Source organism: Maritimimonas sp. 2405UD52-3, from assembly GCF_056591715.1.
Genome location: NZ_JBWQOL010000004.1, coordinates 297,827 through 314,142 on the forward strand (window position 1 = coordinate 297,827; position 16,316 = coordinate 314,142).

A 16,316-nucleotide genomic window follows, 5' to 3' on the forward strand; every position below is an offset into this window, starting at 1 on the left:
GAAGGACTCATAATTATGAGTCCTTTTCTTTTTTAACACAATTCTTGTTAAAAAAACCTCAAAAAGTGTGTATTTTTGCACTTTAGCCTAAATTCCATTCTTTGTCTACAACACAAGCTGTACTTACCTCTGGAAAACGACTCTATGAATATCAAAAAGGAGCTATAGAGAAAATTTTCAATCGCTTTGAAGAAGCTCCTAGCGATTATCATTTATTGTATCAGTTGCCAACAGGAGGAGGGAAGACTGTCATTTTTTCTGAGATTGTACGTCAATATTTAAAAAATCATACAAAAAAAGTAGTGGTTATGACGCACCGCATTGAATTATGTAAGCAAACTTCTAATATGCTTTCAGAATTTAATGTAACCAACAAGATAATTGATAGCAAGGCAGATTTAGCCGATCAAAATCAGTATACATGTTTTGTAGCTATGGTTGAGACACTTAACAACAGGCTGCATGAAAACAAATTAGACATTTCAAATGTTGGATTGGTAATTATAGATGAAGCGCATTATAACTCATTTACGAAGCTCTTTAAATTTTTCTCTTCATCGTTTGTTTTAGGTGTTACTGCAACACCTTTGAGCTCAAATATTAAATTACCTATGTATGATAATTACGATGAGCTTATAGTAGGAGAGAGTATTCAGTCTCTAATTCAAAACAAGTTTTTAGCCAAAGCTAATATGTATACCTTTAATGTAGGACTAACTTCTTTGGTTGTGGGCTCAAATGGAGATTATACAGTTAAGTCATCTGAAGAGTTATATACTAACTCAATGATGCTTGGTAAGCTGTTGCAGGCATATGAGGAGAAAGCTAAGAACACCAAGACGCTCATTTTTAATAATGGTATAAACACTTCTTTATATGTATATGATATTTTTAAATCTGAGGGATACCATATTGAGCATTTAGATAATACTACTTCTAAAAGTGAGCGTAGAAGAATATTACAATGGTTTAAAGAAACACCAGGAGCTATACTGACATCAGTAAGTATTTTAACAACAGGATTTGATGAGCCCACGGTAGAGTCCATCATATTAAATAGAGCTACAAAGTCACTTACTTTGTATTATCAAATGGTAGGACGAGGCTCAAGAATATTGAATGATAAATCTTCGTTCAATGTCATTGATTTGGGTAATAATTTTCATCGATTTGGCCCCTGGGGTTACCCCTTAGACTGGCAGCGTATTTTTAGGTCACCCAATTCTTACCTAGATAAATTGATTTCAGATGAGGAAATAGAAAACAATTTTACCTATGAAATGCCGGATGCCGTAAAACGTAAATTCTCCCAATCAGAGAGTATTGAGTTTAATATTAATGAGGCCTACAAATTGGCAGTAAAAAATGGGAAATCCACAAAATCTGTATTGAAAGACTCAATAGCCCAGCATGCCAAAATATGTATTGAAAACAGTGAAGATGTATATGATGCATTAAGCCTTACTCAGTTGTTAGGCGACGATATAGACTACAGGGTAAATAGATATAGTAAATGTATTAGTAAAAGCACGAACAATTTTGTTGAATGGCTTAAGGGAGATTATAGATTAAAACTTCGAAATTATATCAGAACTAATTTTGACCGGATAAATCAATAGTATAAAATCACTTAGATAAACTTAAATTTTCAAATATTAACATATAATTTGTTTAATAATTAAATGTAAATTATATTTGTCAAAAAAATAAATAAACTTTCCTTTTAGGAAAATTAACTTGATTATTATGGCGGATAGTACATTTTGTGAAAAAGAAAGAAAACGACTAGAAAAGTTAAATTCGTTTCAACTCCCTAATTCCTATAAAAAAGTAGGTATAACAATTGTAGTCATCTCCTTTTTGCTAATGATTGCAAAAAAGTTTATTGATGAGCCTAGCTGGGTAAAACCATTATTGTCAAGTATTTTTTTACTTGGCTTTTTAATTATTTCTATATCTAAAGAAAAAATAGAGGATGAACTAATTGTAAGTATTAGGGCACAGTCCTATAGATTAGCCTTTATATTGGGTGTTGTCTATTCATTAATTCAACCTCACATTGATTATTTTGTTTCCTACTTGATCAATCCACAAGATGCAACCGCAAGTTTTACTTATTTTCAAGTGTTGACCTTTATGCTGGTTGTACAATTAGGCTTTTTTTATCAATTAAGGCGCTATAGATAATGAAAAATTGTATCAAAGTACAACGTGCTATACATGATCTTACTCAAGATGATTTGGCAAAAAAAATTGGTGTATCTAGGCAAACAATCAATTCAATAGAGAAGAACCGTTATGTGCCATCTACTATATTGGCTTTAAAACTATCAAAGTTGTTTGATGTTTCAGTAAATGAATTATTTAATTTGGAAGAAAATGATTGACGTAATAATAAGTATTATCCTCTATTTACTGATAATTTTCTTTTAAGATTGCTTCGGTTTCGCTTTTCGATTTAAATACTGAAAAATCTTTTCCTTGCGTTCTTAGAGCTCCCAAAACATTGGCATATTGTCCAGCTTTAATGGGGTCATTATATTTGGTAAATCCATAAGCCAAACCACCTGCAAAAGAATCTCCACAACCAGTGGTGTCTACAACATTTTTCACAGGCACAGATTTTATAAAATCTTTGACAATATTGCCATTGTTTTTATAATAAACTGCACAACCTCTTGAATCTAAGGTAACATATAGTATCTGTATACCTTTACTTAAGGCATATGATGCAAAATCATCCAAATGATTTGTGTCATCTTCATCAAATTCAATATTGGCATAGTCTTTATCAAACCAACAGCAATGAGATTCCTCTAAATTCATTTTTAAAATGTCAATAAGAGGAAACCAATCTTCTCTGTCTCTCCAGAATTGTCTAAGTCTATCGCCATTTTTATTAACGAAGGTTGTAGGTCCGTGTGCATCAAAAACTATTTTCGCATTACTGTTGGCTTTGATATATTGAAGCGTAGTTAATTCAATTTCAAAATCAGTTATAGGCACAAAGACAAAACAATCACTATCTAAAAAAGAGGCAACATCTTGTGGTTTTATAGATGCCATATTTGCTTTCTGTTTTTCTATACGATTATTTTGATCTATAAACTTGAGTTCAATAATAGTTCCCTGATTTAAATCCGTTCGTACCCCATCATAAGAAATATTCTTATGCGATTTCAATAAATCCGCAATTGCTTGCTTGTCTTGTTGGTGAACATGTGCAATTGGAATAACAGTATCATCTTGATCATTCAACAATCTTGACAAAGCAATAGTGGGGTGTGTAATACATCCATACTTTTTTATCACATCGCCTTTGTGTGTGTAAATGGTATCTCTAGGTATAGGGCCAACAACAGCTATTTTGGTCATAGCAGTACAATTAATTTAGTCTAAAGTTACTAAAATATTTAGTGATTTTTAAAGTGGTGCGTTTAATGAAATAATCTATGAAGCATTTTAAATTAAAGGATAGTGGTAGAAGTCAGATTAACTTAAAAGGTCAATAAACCGCTAAAATTTTTATTGTTAAGTTTTGTCTTAATATTATTACAGTGCCTATGTTTTTGAATGAATATTTTAAACAGTATGATATCAACGAAAAAAAATGTGAAATTTTTCATAAAGAATGTAAAGTGTTAGCTGGCTAACATTTTATCTTAATTGCTCATTGTAGTTTTGGTTACAGATAATTTAAAATTCAAGAACTATGTTTAAAAAAGCAATTTTAGGATTAATTGCAGTAGTATTTTTTACTGTGTCGTGTAGTGACGACGATGATGGAGCTCCTATAATACCTGAAGCAGGTACATTAAGTGGTGGCCCTTTTGACTTTATAGTTGATGGCGTACCTGATTTTGTAAGTGGTATTACTTTAGATAACCCGAACGCAATGGGAACAAACAGAACCTATGTCATCACAGATGATCAGGGTGAAATATTGGGATTACCGCCAGATTTAACTGCTGTAGAAGGTGTAAACTTTGATGATGCAGGTGCTGGCGTGTGTTTAATTTGGTATTTGCGTTATGAAGATGATTTGCAAGGTGCAGAAGTGGGCATGAATGCCAATGATTTGCAAGGCACTTTTGACCTCTCCAATGCAATTACTGTTAATAGACGTACTGTACAGGCAGGTACAGTGACCGGTGGGCCTTTTAATTTTATTATTGATGATGTTTCTGACTTTGCAACAGGAGTTGCGATTGATGGCTCTACCTCAGTAGGTGACAATAGTCGTTGGATAATTACAGATGATACAGGAAAAATACTAGGGTTGCCACCAACATTAGAAGCTGTTGGAGGTGTTGATTTCAATGGAGCAGGAGTTGGTACATGCTTGATTTGGTATATACGTTATCAAGATGGACTTGTTGGTTTGGAAGCAGATTTAAACGCTAATGATCTTGAAGGTGTATTTGATCTTTCTGATCCTATTACTGTAAATAGAAATGCTGTTGAGGCAGGAACAATCTCTGGAGGGCCTTTTACATTTACCGTTGACGGAACACCCGATATGGTTTCAGGTATCACCATTGATAGTAGTAATGCTATAGGAGACAAAAGCACTTGGGTAATTACAGACGATGCAGGAAAAATACTAGGTTTGCCACCTACTTTAGCTGACGTAGAAGGTGTAAATTTTGATGATGCTGGTGCAGGAGTTTGTTTGATTTGGTATTTGCGTTATCAGGATGGACTTACTGGATTAGCCCCTGATAATAACACCGCTGATCTGCAAGGATACTATGACCTATCAAATTCTATAATGGTTACACGTAATAATCCTTAATTTGTTTTTCTAATGCAAATTAGTTTATTATCTGAAAAGGTGCCTTTGAGGCACCTTTTCTAATTTAAACAATTATTTAAACTAAGAGTTTTAAGCCAAAATGCTCTCATGCCCAGAATCTTTTACAAACATACAAGAGCTTTGTGTCTTTAAGGCAAGATTTTCAATATGTTCTGGAAGTAGATTTTCATTGAGTCCAAAAATATTAATATCCGCTGAAGGAGGTTGCTCTAAAACATCAGAAAAATTCCCAACATAAACCTCTGTTAATGTATTTGGTAAACGTGCAAGGTTCACAAGTGACTTCAAAAATTTTGTTGCATTTTCCTTTTCTTCTGATGTGCTGATCACGGTAATTAATCGTATCTGTGCTTTCCAATTTGTCATGAGTTTATAACCTATGAGTGTGGATAGATCTAAATTGCCGATATCCCATCCCAGATTCCAATTTCCCCTACGATCACTCACCCATACATTAATCATAGAACGCTGCCCAAATTGAGATACAGGATGTAACTTAAACAATAAGATGCCTATTTCCAATCGTATACATTCTTTAATTACAGGCTGAATTTCCTGTTCATAATTGTCATGCGATTGTAAGTTTAAGAATACAATATTAGGCCTGAAAAAGGCACTTTTTAAGGCCTGATTGCTAAAGTTAATTCCTTTTGCAAATTCATTAGTATTGATAATGGTATATGATGAAAATACCTCTTTTGCGCGAAATGCTTCAGATAGTTTAGATAACTCTTTACCAAGCACAGGGGTATTAGAAGCTGGCTCAATTCCAAGTAAATTGATAGAACCTTTTGGATAAGCTATATATCGTAAAAAATCAAAGTTACCTTTAGCTCCTCTTAAATCTCTTACAGGCACCATTACATTAGGTTTCCATGCTCTCTGCTGCATATTTTTCATTCCCCAGGTATGCTTGGCTGCCCATTCTGCAAAAGAAACAAATAAGCCAGAGCGTACATCTTCAAAAGGGGTTTCTAAATCTTGTCTTGATAAAAACAAGTATACTACTAAAACAATAGCAATACTTAATAGACTTATAGTTGGGTTGATAATAAACATAGCAAATATGGAAGATATGAATCCAACCCAGGGCACCCAACGGTTGATTTTGAACAAAGGCCTATAACTAATGAGCGCTAAACTTTGCTCAATAATAACCACAACATTAATCATGGCGTAGGTAATTAAGAAAAATAGAGTAACCAAGGGTGCAACTGCATTAATATTTCGCAGAAGCATAGTGGCGAAAATCAAAATTCCTGTTACAATTAATGCATTTCTAGGCTGTCCATTGGCACTAGTACCCGAAAGAAAATTAGAATAGGGGAGTACTCTGTGTGTACCCATTGCAAATAGTATTCGAGATGATCCAACAATAGAAGCTAAAGCCGAAGAAAAAGTGGCTCCTAAAACTCCAGCAATAATCAGGGGCCCAAAGTATGCTTTTTCAATAATAATATTATAATTAGAAATGAGCTCTTCTTCAGTTGCAGTACGGGCTAACCAATAAGCCAAAGCCATGTATATAATAAAACTGATACCTATAGCCCATAATGTTCCGGAAGGAATACTCTTCTTGGGGTCCTTAAGCTCACCAGACATATTAGCCCCAGCCATAATACCAGTTGCGGCCGGAAAAAATACTGCAAATACTATCCAGAAGCTTGTACCTTCAAAGCCATTTTCAGGGCTCCCTTTGAAATTTCCCCAGGTCAACGCTTCATTAGTTGGAAATTGCATAGATCCTTGAGCCGCTGCTATCACAATAGATATTAGTGATAAGATTATGATCACCATAATAATGAACTGTGTTTTGATAGCTAGATTGGCACTTATGTATGCAATACCCATTAGTATTGCAAAGACAACTATATCAATTAAAAATGGGCTGTGTTCAGGGAAAATGCCTAACCACCCTTCTCTAAAACCAAAAATATACATGGTAACTGCCAAGCCTTGCGAAATGTATCTAGGTATTCCCAAACTTCCGCCAACTTCTAAACCTAATGCTTGCGAAATAATGGCATAAGCTCCACCGGCTCCAATACGTATGTTGGTAGTAATAGCTGACATAGATAAAGTGGTGCAGAGTGTAATAGCAAAAGAAATGATGATGATTAGCCATGTTCCTAATAAGCCTGCATTACCTACAACCCATCCCATGCGTAGGTACATAATGACACCTAAAATTGTTAATAATGTAGGTGTAAAAACACCACCAAAAGTGCCGAATTTTTTAACTGTTGATTCTTGGTTTGTACTCATTAAGGTTAGTTAAGGCAAGGGTAATTTGCTAAAGTGAATATAAGAAATAAACTGAACTTATTTTATTGAGCTTCTTAACTCTTAACAATTCGTTAATTATAGTTAAAAATTATACTCTTTATGGTAATTTCTGTAAATTAAAGGTCTATAAAATCTAAGTGACATGAGAGGTTCCATATTATTACTTTTATTCATTTTTGTTTTGTCTGCTTGTGCTACAAGTAAGAAGAGTGCTGAAGAAGATTCAGCAATTTTAGAGAGTTTAATTACCAATAAAACGTTTGAAGTTATTTCTGATTGGGCACAACCACAAGTTACGAATGCTATGGTGCAACTAGGGAATGCAGGCTTGTTCCCTCCGGGAAGTACAGCAGGAATGATTAACCTTCAGGGAAATACCAATTTTTTGAAAATGCAAGATGGCAAAGTATCTGGTTATTTACCTTTTTTTGGTGAACGTCAGATGGGTGGCGCCTATAATAGTAACCGCACAGGCATTGAATTTGAAGGTATACCTAATAATCTGAGAATTGAGCCTAGAAAAAAGGGAGGTTACCTAATCAGGTTTGAAATTAATGATAAGCATAGATCAACAGAAAATTATAGAGTCCATCTTGAATTATTACCTGGCTTATCAAGTGCATTGGCAATTAACAGTTCTCAACGTTTTAGTATTCGTTATAGAGGTAATGTAAAAGCGTTAAAGACGGATAATGAGTCGTAACTGCTCTTATTTTTGTATTCTTTTAATTTTTGCGGTCAATCTGCCATCTATAAATGCTCAGTATAGTTCTAATGACTGGCAATGGCGTGATACCTGGATGCAAGTTGATAAGCTTTTTGAATATACAGACTTAAAGACTGATGCAGCTGTTGCTGATATAGGCTGTCATGAAGGCTATTTAACCATGCATTTAGCAAATAAAGTAGGTGATTCTGGTAGAGTATATGCTGTAGATGTTAGAACGGATAGACTTCAAAAACTTAGTGAGCATGCCAAAGAACGAAAATTAGATAATATTGAGGTAATCAGAGGAGATTATGACGATCCTAAGCTACCTGAAAATTCACTGGATGCAATTTATATTATAGATACCTATCATGAAATGGAAGCGCATAAAGAGATGTTGAGTCATTTTAAAAAGGCGTTGAAATCCGGTGGACGAATTTTACTACTAGAAAAGATAAAAGAACGTGTAAAAGGTAAATCGCGTTCAGACCAAGTAAGTGCTCATTCTTTAGCATTAAAATATGTAAAAAAAGAACTCAAGCTTGCCGGATTTACTATTATAAGGGAAATCCAAAATTTTGGCTATTGGGAAGAAGATGCAACTAAGCAAATGTGGGTATTAGTTGCAAAGAAAGAATAGCACTTCTTTTATACAGGAAAAACCCTTAAATTTTATAAGGAAAATTACCGTCAAAAAGGGTAGTTTTCCTCTTGCCCTTTAGTGTCTTTACGTACTACATTTGCAGTCCTACTTGATGATTCGTCTGATACGATTAAGTGTTAACGGCTGCCACTTCTGATGATCCCATTAACTTTCTAAAAATTGCAGCCATTAAAAATGCTATTATGAAAAATGAGAAAAACAATGGCTGTTGTCCGCAGCTAGTAGATGGTAAAAAGTGTGATTATCTTGATTTTGTATATCGTCTGACAAATTTTACCAACGTAAGATTAGATAATCAAGTACAACGGGTACCAGTAGAAGTCGCCCTTCATGTGAGAATAGAAAGATGTACTGGCCCATTACAATTAGGTAATCTTGTATACAGCACAACACTACTACCTAAAGAAAAAGTTAGGTTGTATACCCAAGATCGTAGATCACGATTTTCTTTTGATAGTGAAACAGAGCTTTCTTATAGGCATGAACAATCTGCTGAAGAACAATATTATTTAGACTCATTTGAAAAATTTATGTCAGATCTTAATAGTAGAGAAAATGTAAGTTCAAGTTCTTCAAGCAGTGGCAGTGCAAGTAGCAAAGGCTCAACCAGTGGTTTATTAGGTACTATATTTAATGGCCCTTCAGCATCTATTTCTGGTAGTTTTGACGCCTCTTCTACTAAAGACTTTATGAGAGAATTAAGTGTTCATGCTGAAGCAAGTCATAATAAGTCTATACAAATGACACGTGAGTCAAATGCCATGCAAATTGGTGAAGTTTCTACAAGAACGCATGCTGAAGGCGAAAGTGAAAGTCATGTAGAAAGTAGTAGTCGTACGTTTAGTAATGAAAATCGTTGCCATTCAGTGAGTTATTTATTTTATCAGGTTGATAAACAACAAACTACTAAAGTTACCATTAAGGCTGTAAAAACTCGTGTGATTGACCCAGCAGTATCTACGGCAGTAATAAACAGACCGGTCATTGCTAATGCAAAGCTCTCTGTAATTCCCGCCGCTGTTTTGGCAACTTCAGATAAGTTACCAGAAAAAGTAAAAGAACTAAGTGCCCTTGAAGAAAGCAATAATGCTAAGTTTGATAAGACTATTGCTTCTAACTTTTCTAGGTTCAATGCAACTCAACCTATTACTGAAGCAATACGAGCAAAGGCGATAGAAAATGTACAAAGTGATTTAGTAGAGGCGGGCATCTTAACTAAAGATGGTAAGGTTACTAAGGAAACTATTAGTGAGTTTTCATTTGAATTCACAACTACTATTCCAACACCTGGAGTGGTGGTAAAAGGTTGCTTAGATGATTGTAATATATGTGAGGATACTTTAAAAGAGCAAATTAAATTAGAGCTCGAGCATCAAAAGCTGCAAAACAAATTATTAGAGAAGCAAATTGAGCTACTTGAAAAATCACAAGAATATCGCTGCTGTCCAGTTGGCGAGGAAACGGAAGAAGAAGATTAAATTATTCTCTTTTACACACTCCTTTCTAAATGAGAGGAGTGTTTTTTAACATCAGGTAATTGAAACTTTTAATTGACCTTATTTAGTAAAATACAACACTTTTTTAGAAGGAAACCTGTATCCTTTTTCAACATCCTTAATTTTAAAAATGATTTCATAGAGGCCCTTAGTATTTTTCTTAAAACAAAGCTTTTCAATCGCAGTATCCTCTTTTAAAGTTTTATTTCCCAATAATGTATAATTTGACAAGTCAAATTCATAAGGCACAGAGAACACTTCATTTAATGCTATTTTTTCACCAACCCTTCCTGAATTTTCAACGGTCTCAACTTGAACCTTTTCAATTTCAAGTTTCTCAATAGCTGGATATAATGCTTCATACTCAAGTAAAATATCTTTATTACTAACTGATCCTGATAGTTCTTTTAAAGCTCTTTTAGTTTGATTTTTAAATAGTATTGAACGCATGCTATCAACAACTTTTCCAACATAAAGATATTCAGTATCTCTGAGGTAAAACTTATCTCTATAGATACTACTATCATTTAAAAAACCTTTCTGACGCCTAATATATTTGCGAGAAAAAGTAGTTAAATACATAACTAAATCTGATTGTTTGTGAAGCAATAAATAAAGTTCTTCAACTTTTCTTATGTCTTTCTGTGCATTGACTTCAAAAAAGTTCTTTGGGCATTTGTTAAACCTAGTTGCCAGGTTTATTTCCTTTTCACGTGATTCACATATATTAAATACATAGACATCAAATTCATTAATAGTATACCACCGTTCTTTAAGGAGTTCCTGGCGTTCAAAATACCTTGGTTTCAACTTATAATAGCTTGTACACGAGCTTAAAACAAGTAAAATAATAATGTATACTTTTCGTGTCATTTTCCACCTAAATAATTGTATTCATACCTACCTCCAAGTGCAAATCGCCATCCAGTATAATAATCAGGATGGTATGGAACATTTGTTTTAAAATGAATCAAATCTTGTAAATCCCAGCTATTAAAATCATAAATGGCAATATTTCCAGAATAGCCAGAACTCAGATCAGAAATATTTAGCTTCCAACGTTGATTATTATAGGCAAATTGATTGGTATCAGCATAGTTAAGAAAATCTATTTGCAATTTATCGCCAATATCAAAAGCGTGTTTTACATATCCGGTAAACTTATGATAGCTAAGTTCAGCTAAATCAATAAAACTTTTTTCATCACCATGATAGCTTAAAAGAATGCCTCCAGTATAATATCGATCTCTTTTATCTGCTACCCAACTTAGTACTGGGCCTCCATCATTATAATATGTGATCTGGGCCCTCCCAATTACATTAATATTAAATAAGCCAATACGTTGTTTCATGTTTTTTTGCATATACACCCAAATTGCTCCATAGGAGAATGATGATTTATATGGGTTTTGTAACGGATTTGCAGTGAAGTCAGAAAAATGATAGAAAGGAACATAGCGCTCTTCAAGACTATAGTCTCGTTTGTCAAGCTTTACAGTTCCAATAGTACTGTAAAAAAAATGCGTGTTTATTTTTTTCCAAGGGTCAGTAAGAGCACTTCCAATAACACCTGTATTAAAAAGAATGACTCCAGCATGTATACTTGGCGAAAAATGAATGTCTTCAATATTAAGTGCAGCTCCAGCAGAAATGCTTAATTTGTAATTGGCAGATTTTATAAAAGGTTGAATTTCAATATTGAGCTTTGCAGCTACACCAAATTGAAATCTATCATCTATTGTTGTATCAATATTGTTTTGAGCAATACTAGAATTACTTAATATGATGATAAATATTACGTATATGATTCTCATATAATCACAGAAGCTAATTGTATAAAGATATTGGATTTATCAGTTTTATGAAACAGGAGAATCCCTATTAGTCAAAAGGTAAAACCCTATGAAGAAATAGGAATTTTCCTCTTGAGCCTAACAATTTGGTGTTGTAACTTTAGTGCTAAATTGTACTGTTATGAATAATCCTATTGCTGATCTACATTGTCACCCTTCCTTAAAGCCATCAAACAATTCAAATATCAAAGATATTTGGTCGTATAAAAAAAACCTCTACACAAGATCCTTGTTCAAGGGGTTTTTAGGTGTTTCTGTAAGAAGGTGGCTCGTTAATGCGTTTGCAAGAGATTTAGCCAAGCATACGCAGTCAAATTTAGATAGTTGTTATGAAGGTGATAATAGATTGGTAGTCTTGGCCATTTATCCTCCAGAAAGACAATTTTTAAAACCTAACAGACCATTTAAGGGAACAACGAAGGTTCAAAAATTTATTTTGAATACAGTGTTTGGTGAAAAATTAAAGAAAAGTGTTGATAATAAAATTATAAGAGTTTTGACTGGCTTTTCAAAGCTACGTGTTGATCAGTATTTAAAAAGTATTTATGACTCAGAAAATGTTAATTATTTTGATGACTATATTAACGAGTACAAATTTATAGAAAAGAGTCATTTGTCTGAGTCAGGCAATGAAAAACTCATTTATAATCCGTCTTTTAGATTGGTTAAAAATTATGAAGAATTAAAAACTATAAAGAGCAGGCATGTTATTGCTGGTATACTATCTGTAGAAGGCATGCATACTATTGCTAATTACAAAACAGACACTTTATTTAACGGAACTACAATTGATCAATTAGAACCTGCAGAAAAATTAGATTTAGAGAATAGCTTTAAAAGCAATATAGCTAGACTTAAAGACACTTCTGAATTTGAATACACGCCATTATTCATCACTTTTTCACATCATTTCAATAACCTTATTTCTGGTCACGCAAAGAGTTTTGCAGATGCTAAAAATAAAAGTACACCAGGGTTTTCGAATGTTTTCAATCAACAAAATGGTTTGGATTTTGGTTTTACAGATTTTGCAAAAACATTGATCAAGAATCACTTACTTTCCAGGAACAATGGCAGTCGTATTTTAATTGACACCAAACATATGTCATTAAAATGTAGAGATGAATATGCTGCCATTGTTAATGAACATAAACAAAATGATGACTCCGTGCCCATAATATGTAGTCATACGGCTATTAATGGTATTAGCTCCAGAGCAGAAGCAGCCTCAAGAAATGACACGAACGCGCTTGATGAAAAATCTTATATCAGCAGGTGGGATATTAATATAACAAATCAGGATATTACTGAAATATTTGATTCAGACGGTATTTTAGGCATATGTATGCATGATGGACGTATGCCAGGTGGAAAATTCAAGAAAGTGTTAAAAGAATTTAAGAAAGGTATGTACAATAGTATCGAGTCTGTAAACAGATTACATGCGCAAATGTTTCTAACTAATATATTTCATGTTGCTAAAATCAATTTGCAACATATAAGGGCTACTAATAAAAATACAACAAACTTAATTGATGAAAAAACAGCGTGGAAAACTATATGCTTGGGTAGTGATAATGATGGCATTGTTGATCCTTTTGATCATTATAATAAAGCAGACACCCTAGACGAGTTTAAGAATAGGTTATCAAAAGCTATTAAGCTAAACTATAAACCGTATATGAAGAAATTCAGGATATTAAAGGTAGAAGACAATTCATGTGCTTTCTACACGAAAGAAGAACTCTCTGACATTATGGTCGGATATACTCCTGAAGAACTTATTAATAAGGTTTTTTCAAGCAATTTGATGCATTTTTTAAGCAAGTATTTTACAAAAAAATATTTGCAAGGATAGTTTATGCTTATAATTTACATTCTTGGTTGTAATTCTAATGATATCTAAATCATAACTTAGTTTTACAGTTAAGTGTATATTTATGCATTATTATTTAATTATTTCTATATCAAGTTTAATGAATCTTAACATTCTATTATAATTTATGCATGCATATTTATTTCCTGGTCAGGGTACACAATTTCCCGGTATGGGACAAAACTTGTATGAAAAATCTAAATTGGCAAGAGAATATTTTAAAAAGGGAAATAGCATATTAGGATATTCAATTACTGATGTAATGTTTAAAGGAAGCGCTGTTGACTTGAAACAAACTAAGTTTGCTCAACCAGCTATTTTTTTATACTCATATATTCTGACAAAAATGCTGGGACCTTCTTTTAAACCAGATATGGTGGCTGGACATTCCTTAGGTGAAATATCTGCTTTAGCAGCTATTGGATGCTTAGATTTTGAATCAGCTTTGAAACTAGTTTCAAAGCGAGCTTTAGCTATGCAGAAAGTTTGTGAAGTTAAAAATACTGGAATGGCAGTTGTAGTTGGTCTATATGATGTTATTGTAAAAAATACTTGCAACCAAATAGATGGAGTTGTTGTCCCAGCCAACTACAATGCATTATACCAAGTTGTTATTTCGGGCGAAAAACAAGCGCTGAAAGAAGCATCTAAAAAGTTAAAGCCTGGGGCTACTGCAGTAGTCAATTTACCTGTAAGCGGGGCATTTCATTCTCCTTTTATGGAACCAGTGGTTGAAGAGTTTAGATTAGCAGTAGAAGCGACAAAATTCAATTTTACAAGATATCCTATTTATCAAAATGTGACAGCAAGACCAAGTAATGATTTAGAGAAAATTAAAAGAAATTTAGTAAAACAGTTAACATCTCCTGTAATGTGGAGGCATACTATTCTGCATATGATAGAAGATGGAGCCACGAAATTTACCGAAATTGGTCCTGGAAACTTTTTAAGAGGCCTTGTTCATCAAATAGATAAAAAAGTTGATACATATGGAGTTTTATAACTTATAAAATCTTTTGAGTAATGATCAGGCTAGATGTATTAATGCAAGTTGAAATTTATGTTGAATTTTTCGTATAACATTTTTATTAGTAAAAATAATCTTTATTAGATATATGCTTATATTTGAGCATACTACATGGTAACATTCAGACATTTTATCTTAGTTCTTATCCTATTAAATTTACTTTCTTGTAAGCAACAAGAAAAATCTTCATTTAACACGAATGATGTTGTCAGAAACCCTATTGTTGAGAACTCAGTTGATAGAGATTTAGATGATATTAAGAAAGATGGTGTTCTCAGAGCATTAGTCGTCTATAGTAGTACAAGTTATTTTCTATATAAGGGGCAGGCTATGGGCTTTGAATTTGAACTTTTAAAAAAGCTTGCAGATCACCTTAATTTAAAACTAGAGCTTTTAATATCTAATGATTTAGATTCAGAATTTGAAGTGCTAAATAGAGGTGATGTAGACTTAATTGCGCATGGAATGACTATTACCAATCAACGAAAATGGGAAGTAGACTTCACCGAATATCTGTTTTTAACACGGCAGGTACTTGTTCAGAAGAAACCAGATAATTATAGAGAACTATCCTGGCGGGCTTTGCAAAAGAGTGTACTTCATGATCCCATTGAATTAATTAATGATACTGTATCTGTACGTAAGAATTCAGCATATTATGAACGTCTAATGAGTTTATCTAATGAAATTGGCGGAACTATTGTTATAGATACTTTAAATAGTCAATTATCAACAGGTGAAATTATGGATATGGTAGCAGATGGAAAGATTAAATATACAATTGCTGATGAAAATTTGGCAACAATAAATGCATCCTATAAACCTATTTTAAAAATTGATATCCCTATTTCTTTTTCTCAACGAATTGCATGGGTTGTTAGAAAAAAATCTCCAAAGTTTCGTGCCGTTGTGAATGAATGGATTATAGCACAGCGAAAAAAAGAATCGTACAACGTTATTTACAATAAGTATTTTAGAAACCGTCGTTCTTTTAAGAGACGTGTTAAAAGCGATTATTACAGCTTAAAGGACAATCAGATCAGTAAATATGATGATCTCATTAAAAAATACGCCAAAAAAATTGATTGGGATTGGCGTTTATTAGCCTCACAGGTATATCAAGAATCAAGATTTAACCCTGAGGCGCAATCGTGGGCAGGTGCTCAAGGACTCATGCAAGTTATGCCAAACACAGCTGAGCATTTAGGTATTCAAGATATTTCTAACCCTGAAGAAAGTATACGTGGTGGTACTAATTATTTAAAACAGCTTTATGATCAATTTTCAGATATTGGTGATTTAGAAAACAGAATTAAGTTTACCTTGGCAGCATACAATTGCGGATTAGGTCATGTTAGAGATGCACAGCGTCTGGCTGAAGAGCAAGATCTAGACACAACCATTTGGTCAGGACAGGTGGAGAAAATGATGCTAGCTTTAAGTAAACCTATAAATTATAATAAACTTTTTATTCAGCATGGATATGTGCGAGGCTCAGAACCAGTAAAGTATATTCAACAAATTTTTGAGCGCTATGAACATTATAAGCAGTTTATCATTTTAGAATAAAAGTTGATCATCTCATGCTT

14 protein-coding genes are annotated in these 16,316 nt (G+C 33.3%); 10 read left to right on the forward strand and 4 right to left on the reverse strand.

Annotated elements, in window-relative coordinates; all coding sequences use genetic code 11:
• The first annotated feature begins 101 nt into the window (after positions 1 to 101).
• The 3 genes from AC1EU5_RS11535 (at position 102) to AC1EU5_RS11545 (ending at position 2,387) form a co-directional block, all read left to right on the forward strand.
• Positions 102 to 1,619 (forward strand): DEAD/DEAH box helicase, encoded by a 1,518-nt coding sequence (locus AC1EU5_RS11535; RefSeq protein ID WP_480192543.1) that lies wholly within the window; start codon positions 102 to 104, stop codon positions 1,617 to 1,619.
• A gap of 127 nt (positions 1,620 to 1,746) precedes the next feature.
• Complete coding sequence (locus AC1EU5_RS11540) at positions 1,747 to 2,187, forward strand: hypothetical protein (protein WP_480192544.1); 441 nt, start codon at positions 1,747 to 1,749, stop codon at positions 2,185 to 2,187.
• Positions 2,187 to 2,387 carry a helix-turn-helix transcriptional regulator gene (locus AC1EU5_RS11545; RefSeq protein ID WP_480192545.1) on the forward strand — a complete coding sequence of 67 codons (201 nt, stop codon included), beginning with the start codon at positions 2,187 to 2,189 and terminating at the stop codon, positions 2,385 to 2,387. The genes AC1EU5_RS11540 and AC1EU5_RS11545 overlap by 1 nt, the downstream gene beginning before the upstream one ends.
• A gap of 25 nt (positions 2,388 to 2,412) precedes the next feature.
• Here the strand turns inward: AC1EU5_RS11545 and AC1EU5_RS11550 are convergent, their stop codons facing one another.
• Entirely contained in the window at positions 2,413 to 3,375 is a 963-nt protein-coding gene (locus AC1EU5_RS11550; protein ID WP_480192546.1) for a carbohydrate kinase family protein, read from the reverse strand.
• A gap of 337 nt (positions 3,376 to 3,712) precedes the next feature.
• Between AC1EU5_RS11550 and AC1EU5_RS11555 the strand changes: the two genes are divergently transcribed.
• Entirely contained in the window at positions 3,713 to 4,795 is a 1,083-nt protein-coding gene (locus tag AC1EU5_RS11555) for a hypothetical protein (RefSeq protein WP_480192547.1), read from the forward strand.
• A gap of 90 nt (positions 4,796 to 4,885) precedes the next feature.
• Here AC1EU5_RS11555 and AC1EU5_RS11560 read toward each other — a convergent pair whose 3' ends face one another.
• Entirely contained in the window at positions 4,886 to 7,081 is a 2,196-nt protein-coding gene (locus tag AC1EU5_RS11560; protein WP_480192548.1) for an amino acid permease, read from the reverse strand.
• Positions 7,082 to 7,244: 163 nt separating this feature from the next.
• Between AC1EU5_RS11560 and AC1EU5_RS11565 the strand changes: the two genes are divergently transcribed.
• From AC1EU5_RS11565 to AC1EU5_RS11575, 3 genes are all read left to right on the forward strand, one after another.
• The gene (locus AC1EU5_RS11565) at positions 7,245 to 7,805 is read left to right on the forward strand and encodes a DUF4251 domain-containing protein (RefSeq protein ID WP_480192549.1); all 561 of its coding nucleotides are present in this window, start codon (positions 7,245 to 7,247) and stop codon (positions 7,803 to 7,805) included.
• Complete coding sequence (locus AC1EU5_RS11570; protein WP_480192550.1) at positions 7,795 to 8,451, forward strand: class I SAM-dependent methyltransferase; 657 nt, start codon at positions 7,795 to 7,797, stop codon at positions 8,449 to 8,451. The genes AC1EU5_RS11565 and AC1EU5_RS11570 overlap by 11 nt, the downstream gene beginning before the upstream one ends.
• Positions 8,452 to 8,657: 206 nt before the next feature.
• Positions 8,658 to 9,953: a hypothetical protein gene (locus tag AC1EU5_RS11575; RefSeq protein ID WP_480192551.1), complete on the forward strand. Its 1,296-nt coding sequence runs from the start codon at positions 8,658 to 8,660 to the stop codon at positions 9,951 to 9,953.
• 78 nt (positions 9,954 to 10,031) lie between these two features.
• Here the strand turns inward: AC1EU5_RS11575 and AC1EU5_RS11580 are convergent, their stop codons facing one another.
• Complete coding sequence (locus tag AC1EU5_RS11580; RefSeq protein ID WP_480192552.1) at positions 10,032 to 10,844, reverse strand: hypothetical protein; 813 nt, start codon at positions 10,842 to 10,844, stop codon at positions 10,032 to 10,034.
• On the reverse strand, positions 10,841 to 11,785 hold the full coding sequence (locus AC1EU5_RS11585; RefSeq protein WP_480192553.1) for a hypothetical protein: 945 nt from the start codon (positions 11,783 to 11,785) through the stop codon (positions 10,841 to 10,843). The genes AC1EU5_RS11580 and AC1EU5_RS11585 overlap by 4 nt, the downstream gene beginning before the upstream one ends.
• 160 nt (positions 11,786 to 11,945) lie before the next feature.
• Between AC1EU5_RS11585 and AC1EU5_RS11590 the strand changes: the two genes are divergently transcribed.
• The 3 genes from AC1EU5_RS11590 (at position 11,946) to AC1EU5_RS11600 (ending at position 16,296) form a co-directional block, all read left to right on the forward strand.
• Positions 11,946 to 13,682, forward strand: a complete 1,737-nt coding sequence (locus AC1EU5_RS11590; protein WP_480192554.1) for an amidohydrolase family protein — start codon at positions 11,946 to 11,948, stop codon at positions 13,680 to 13,682.
• Between the two features lie 145 nt (positions 13,683 to 13,827).
• Entirely contained in the window at positions 13,828 to 14,703 is an 876-nt protein-coding gene (gene fabD / locus AC1EU5_RS11595; protein ID WP_480192555.1) for an ACP S-malonyltransferase, read from the forward strand.
• A 135-nt stretch (positions 14,704 to 14,838) separates the two neighbouring features.
• Positions 14,839 to 16,296, forward strand: coding sequence for an MltF family protein (locus tag AC1EU5_RS11600; RefSeq protein ID WP_480192556.1), 1,458 nt, complete (start codon positions 14,839 to 14,841; stop codon positions 16,294 to 16,296).
• The last annotated feature ends 20 nt before the right edge of the window (positions 16,297 to 16,316 follow it).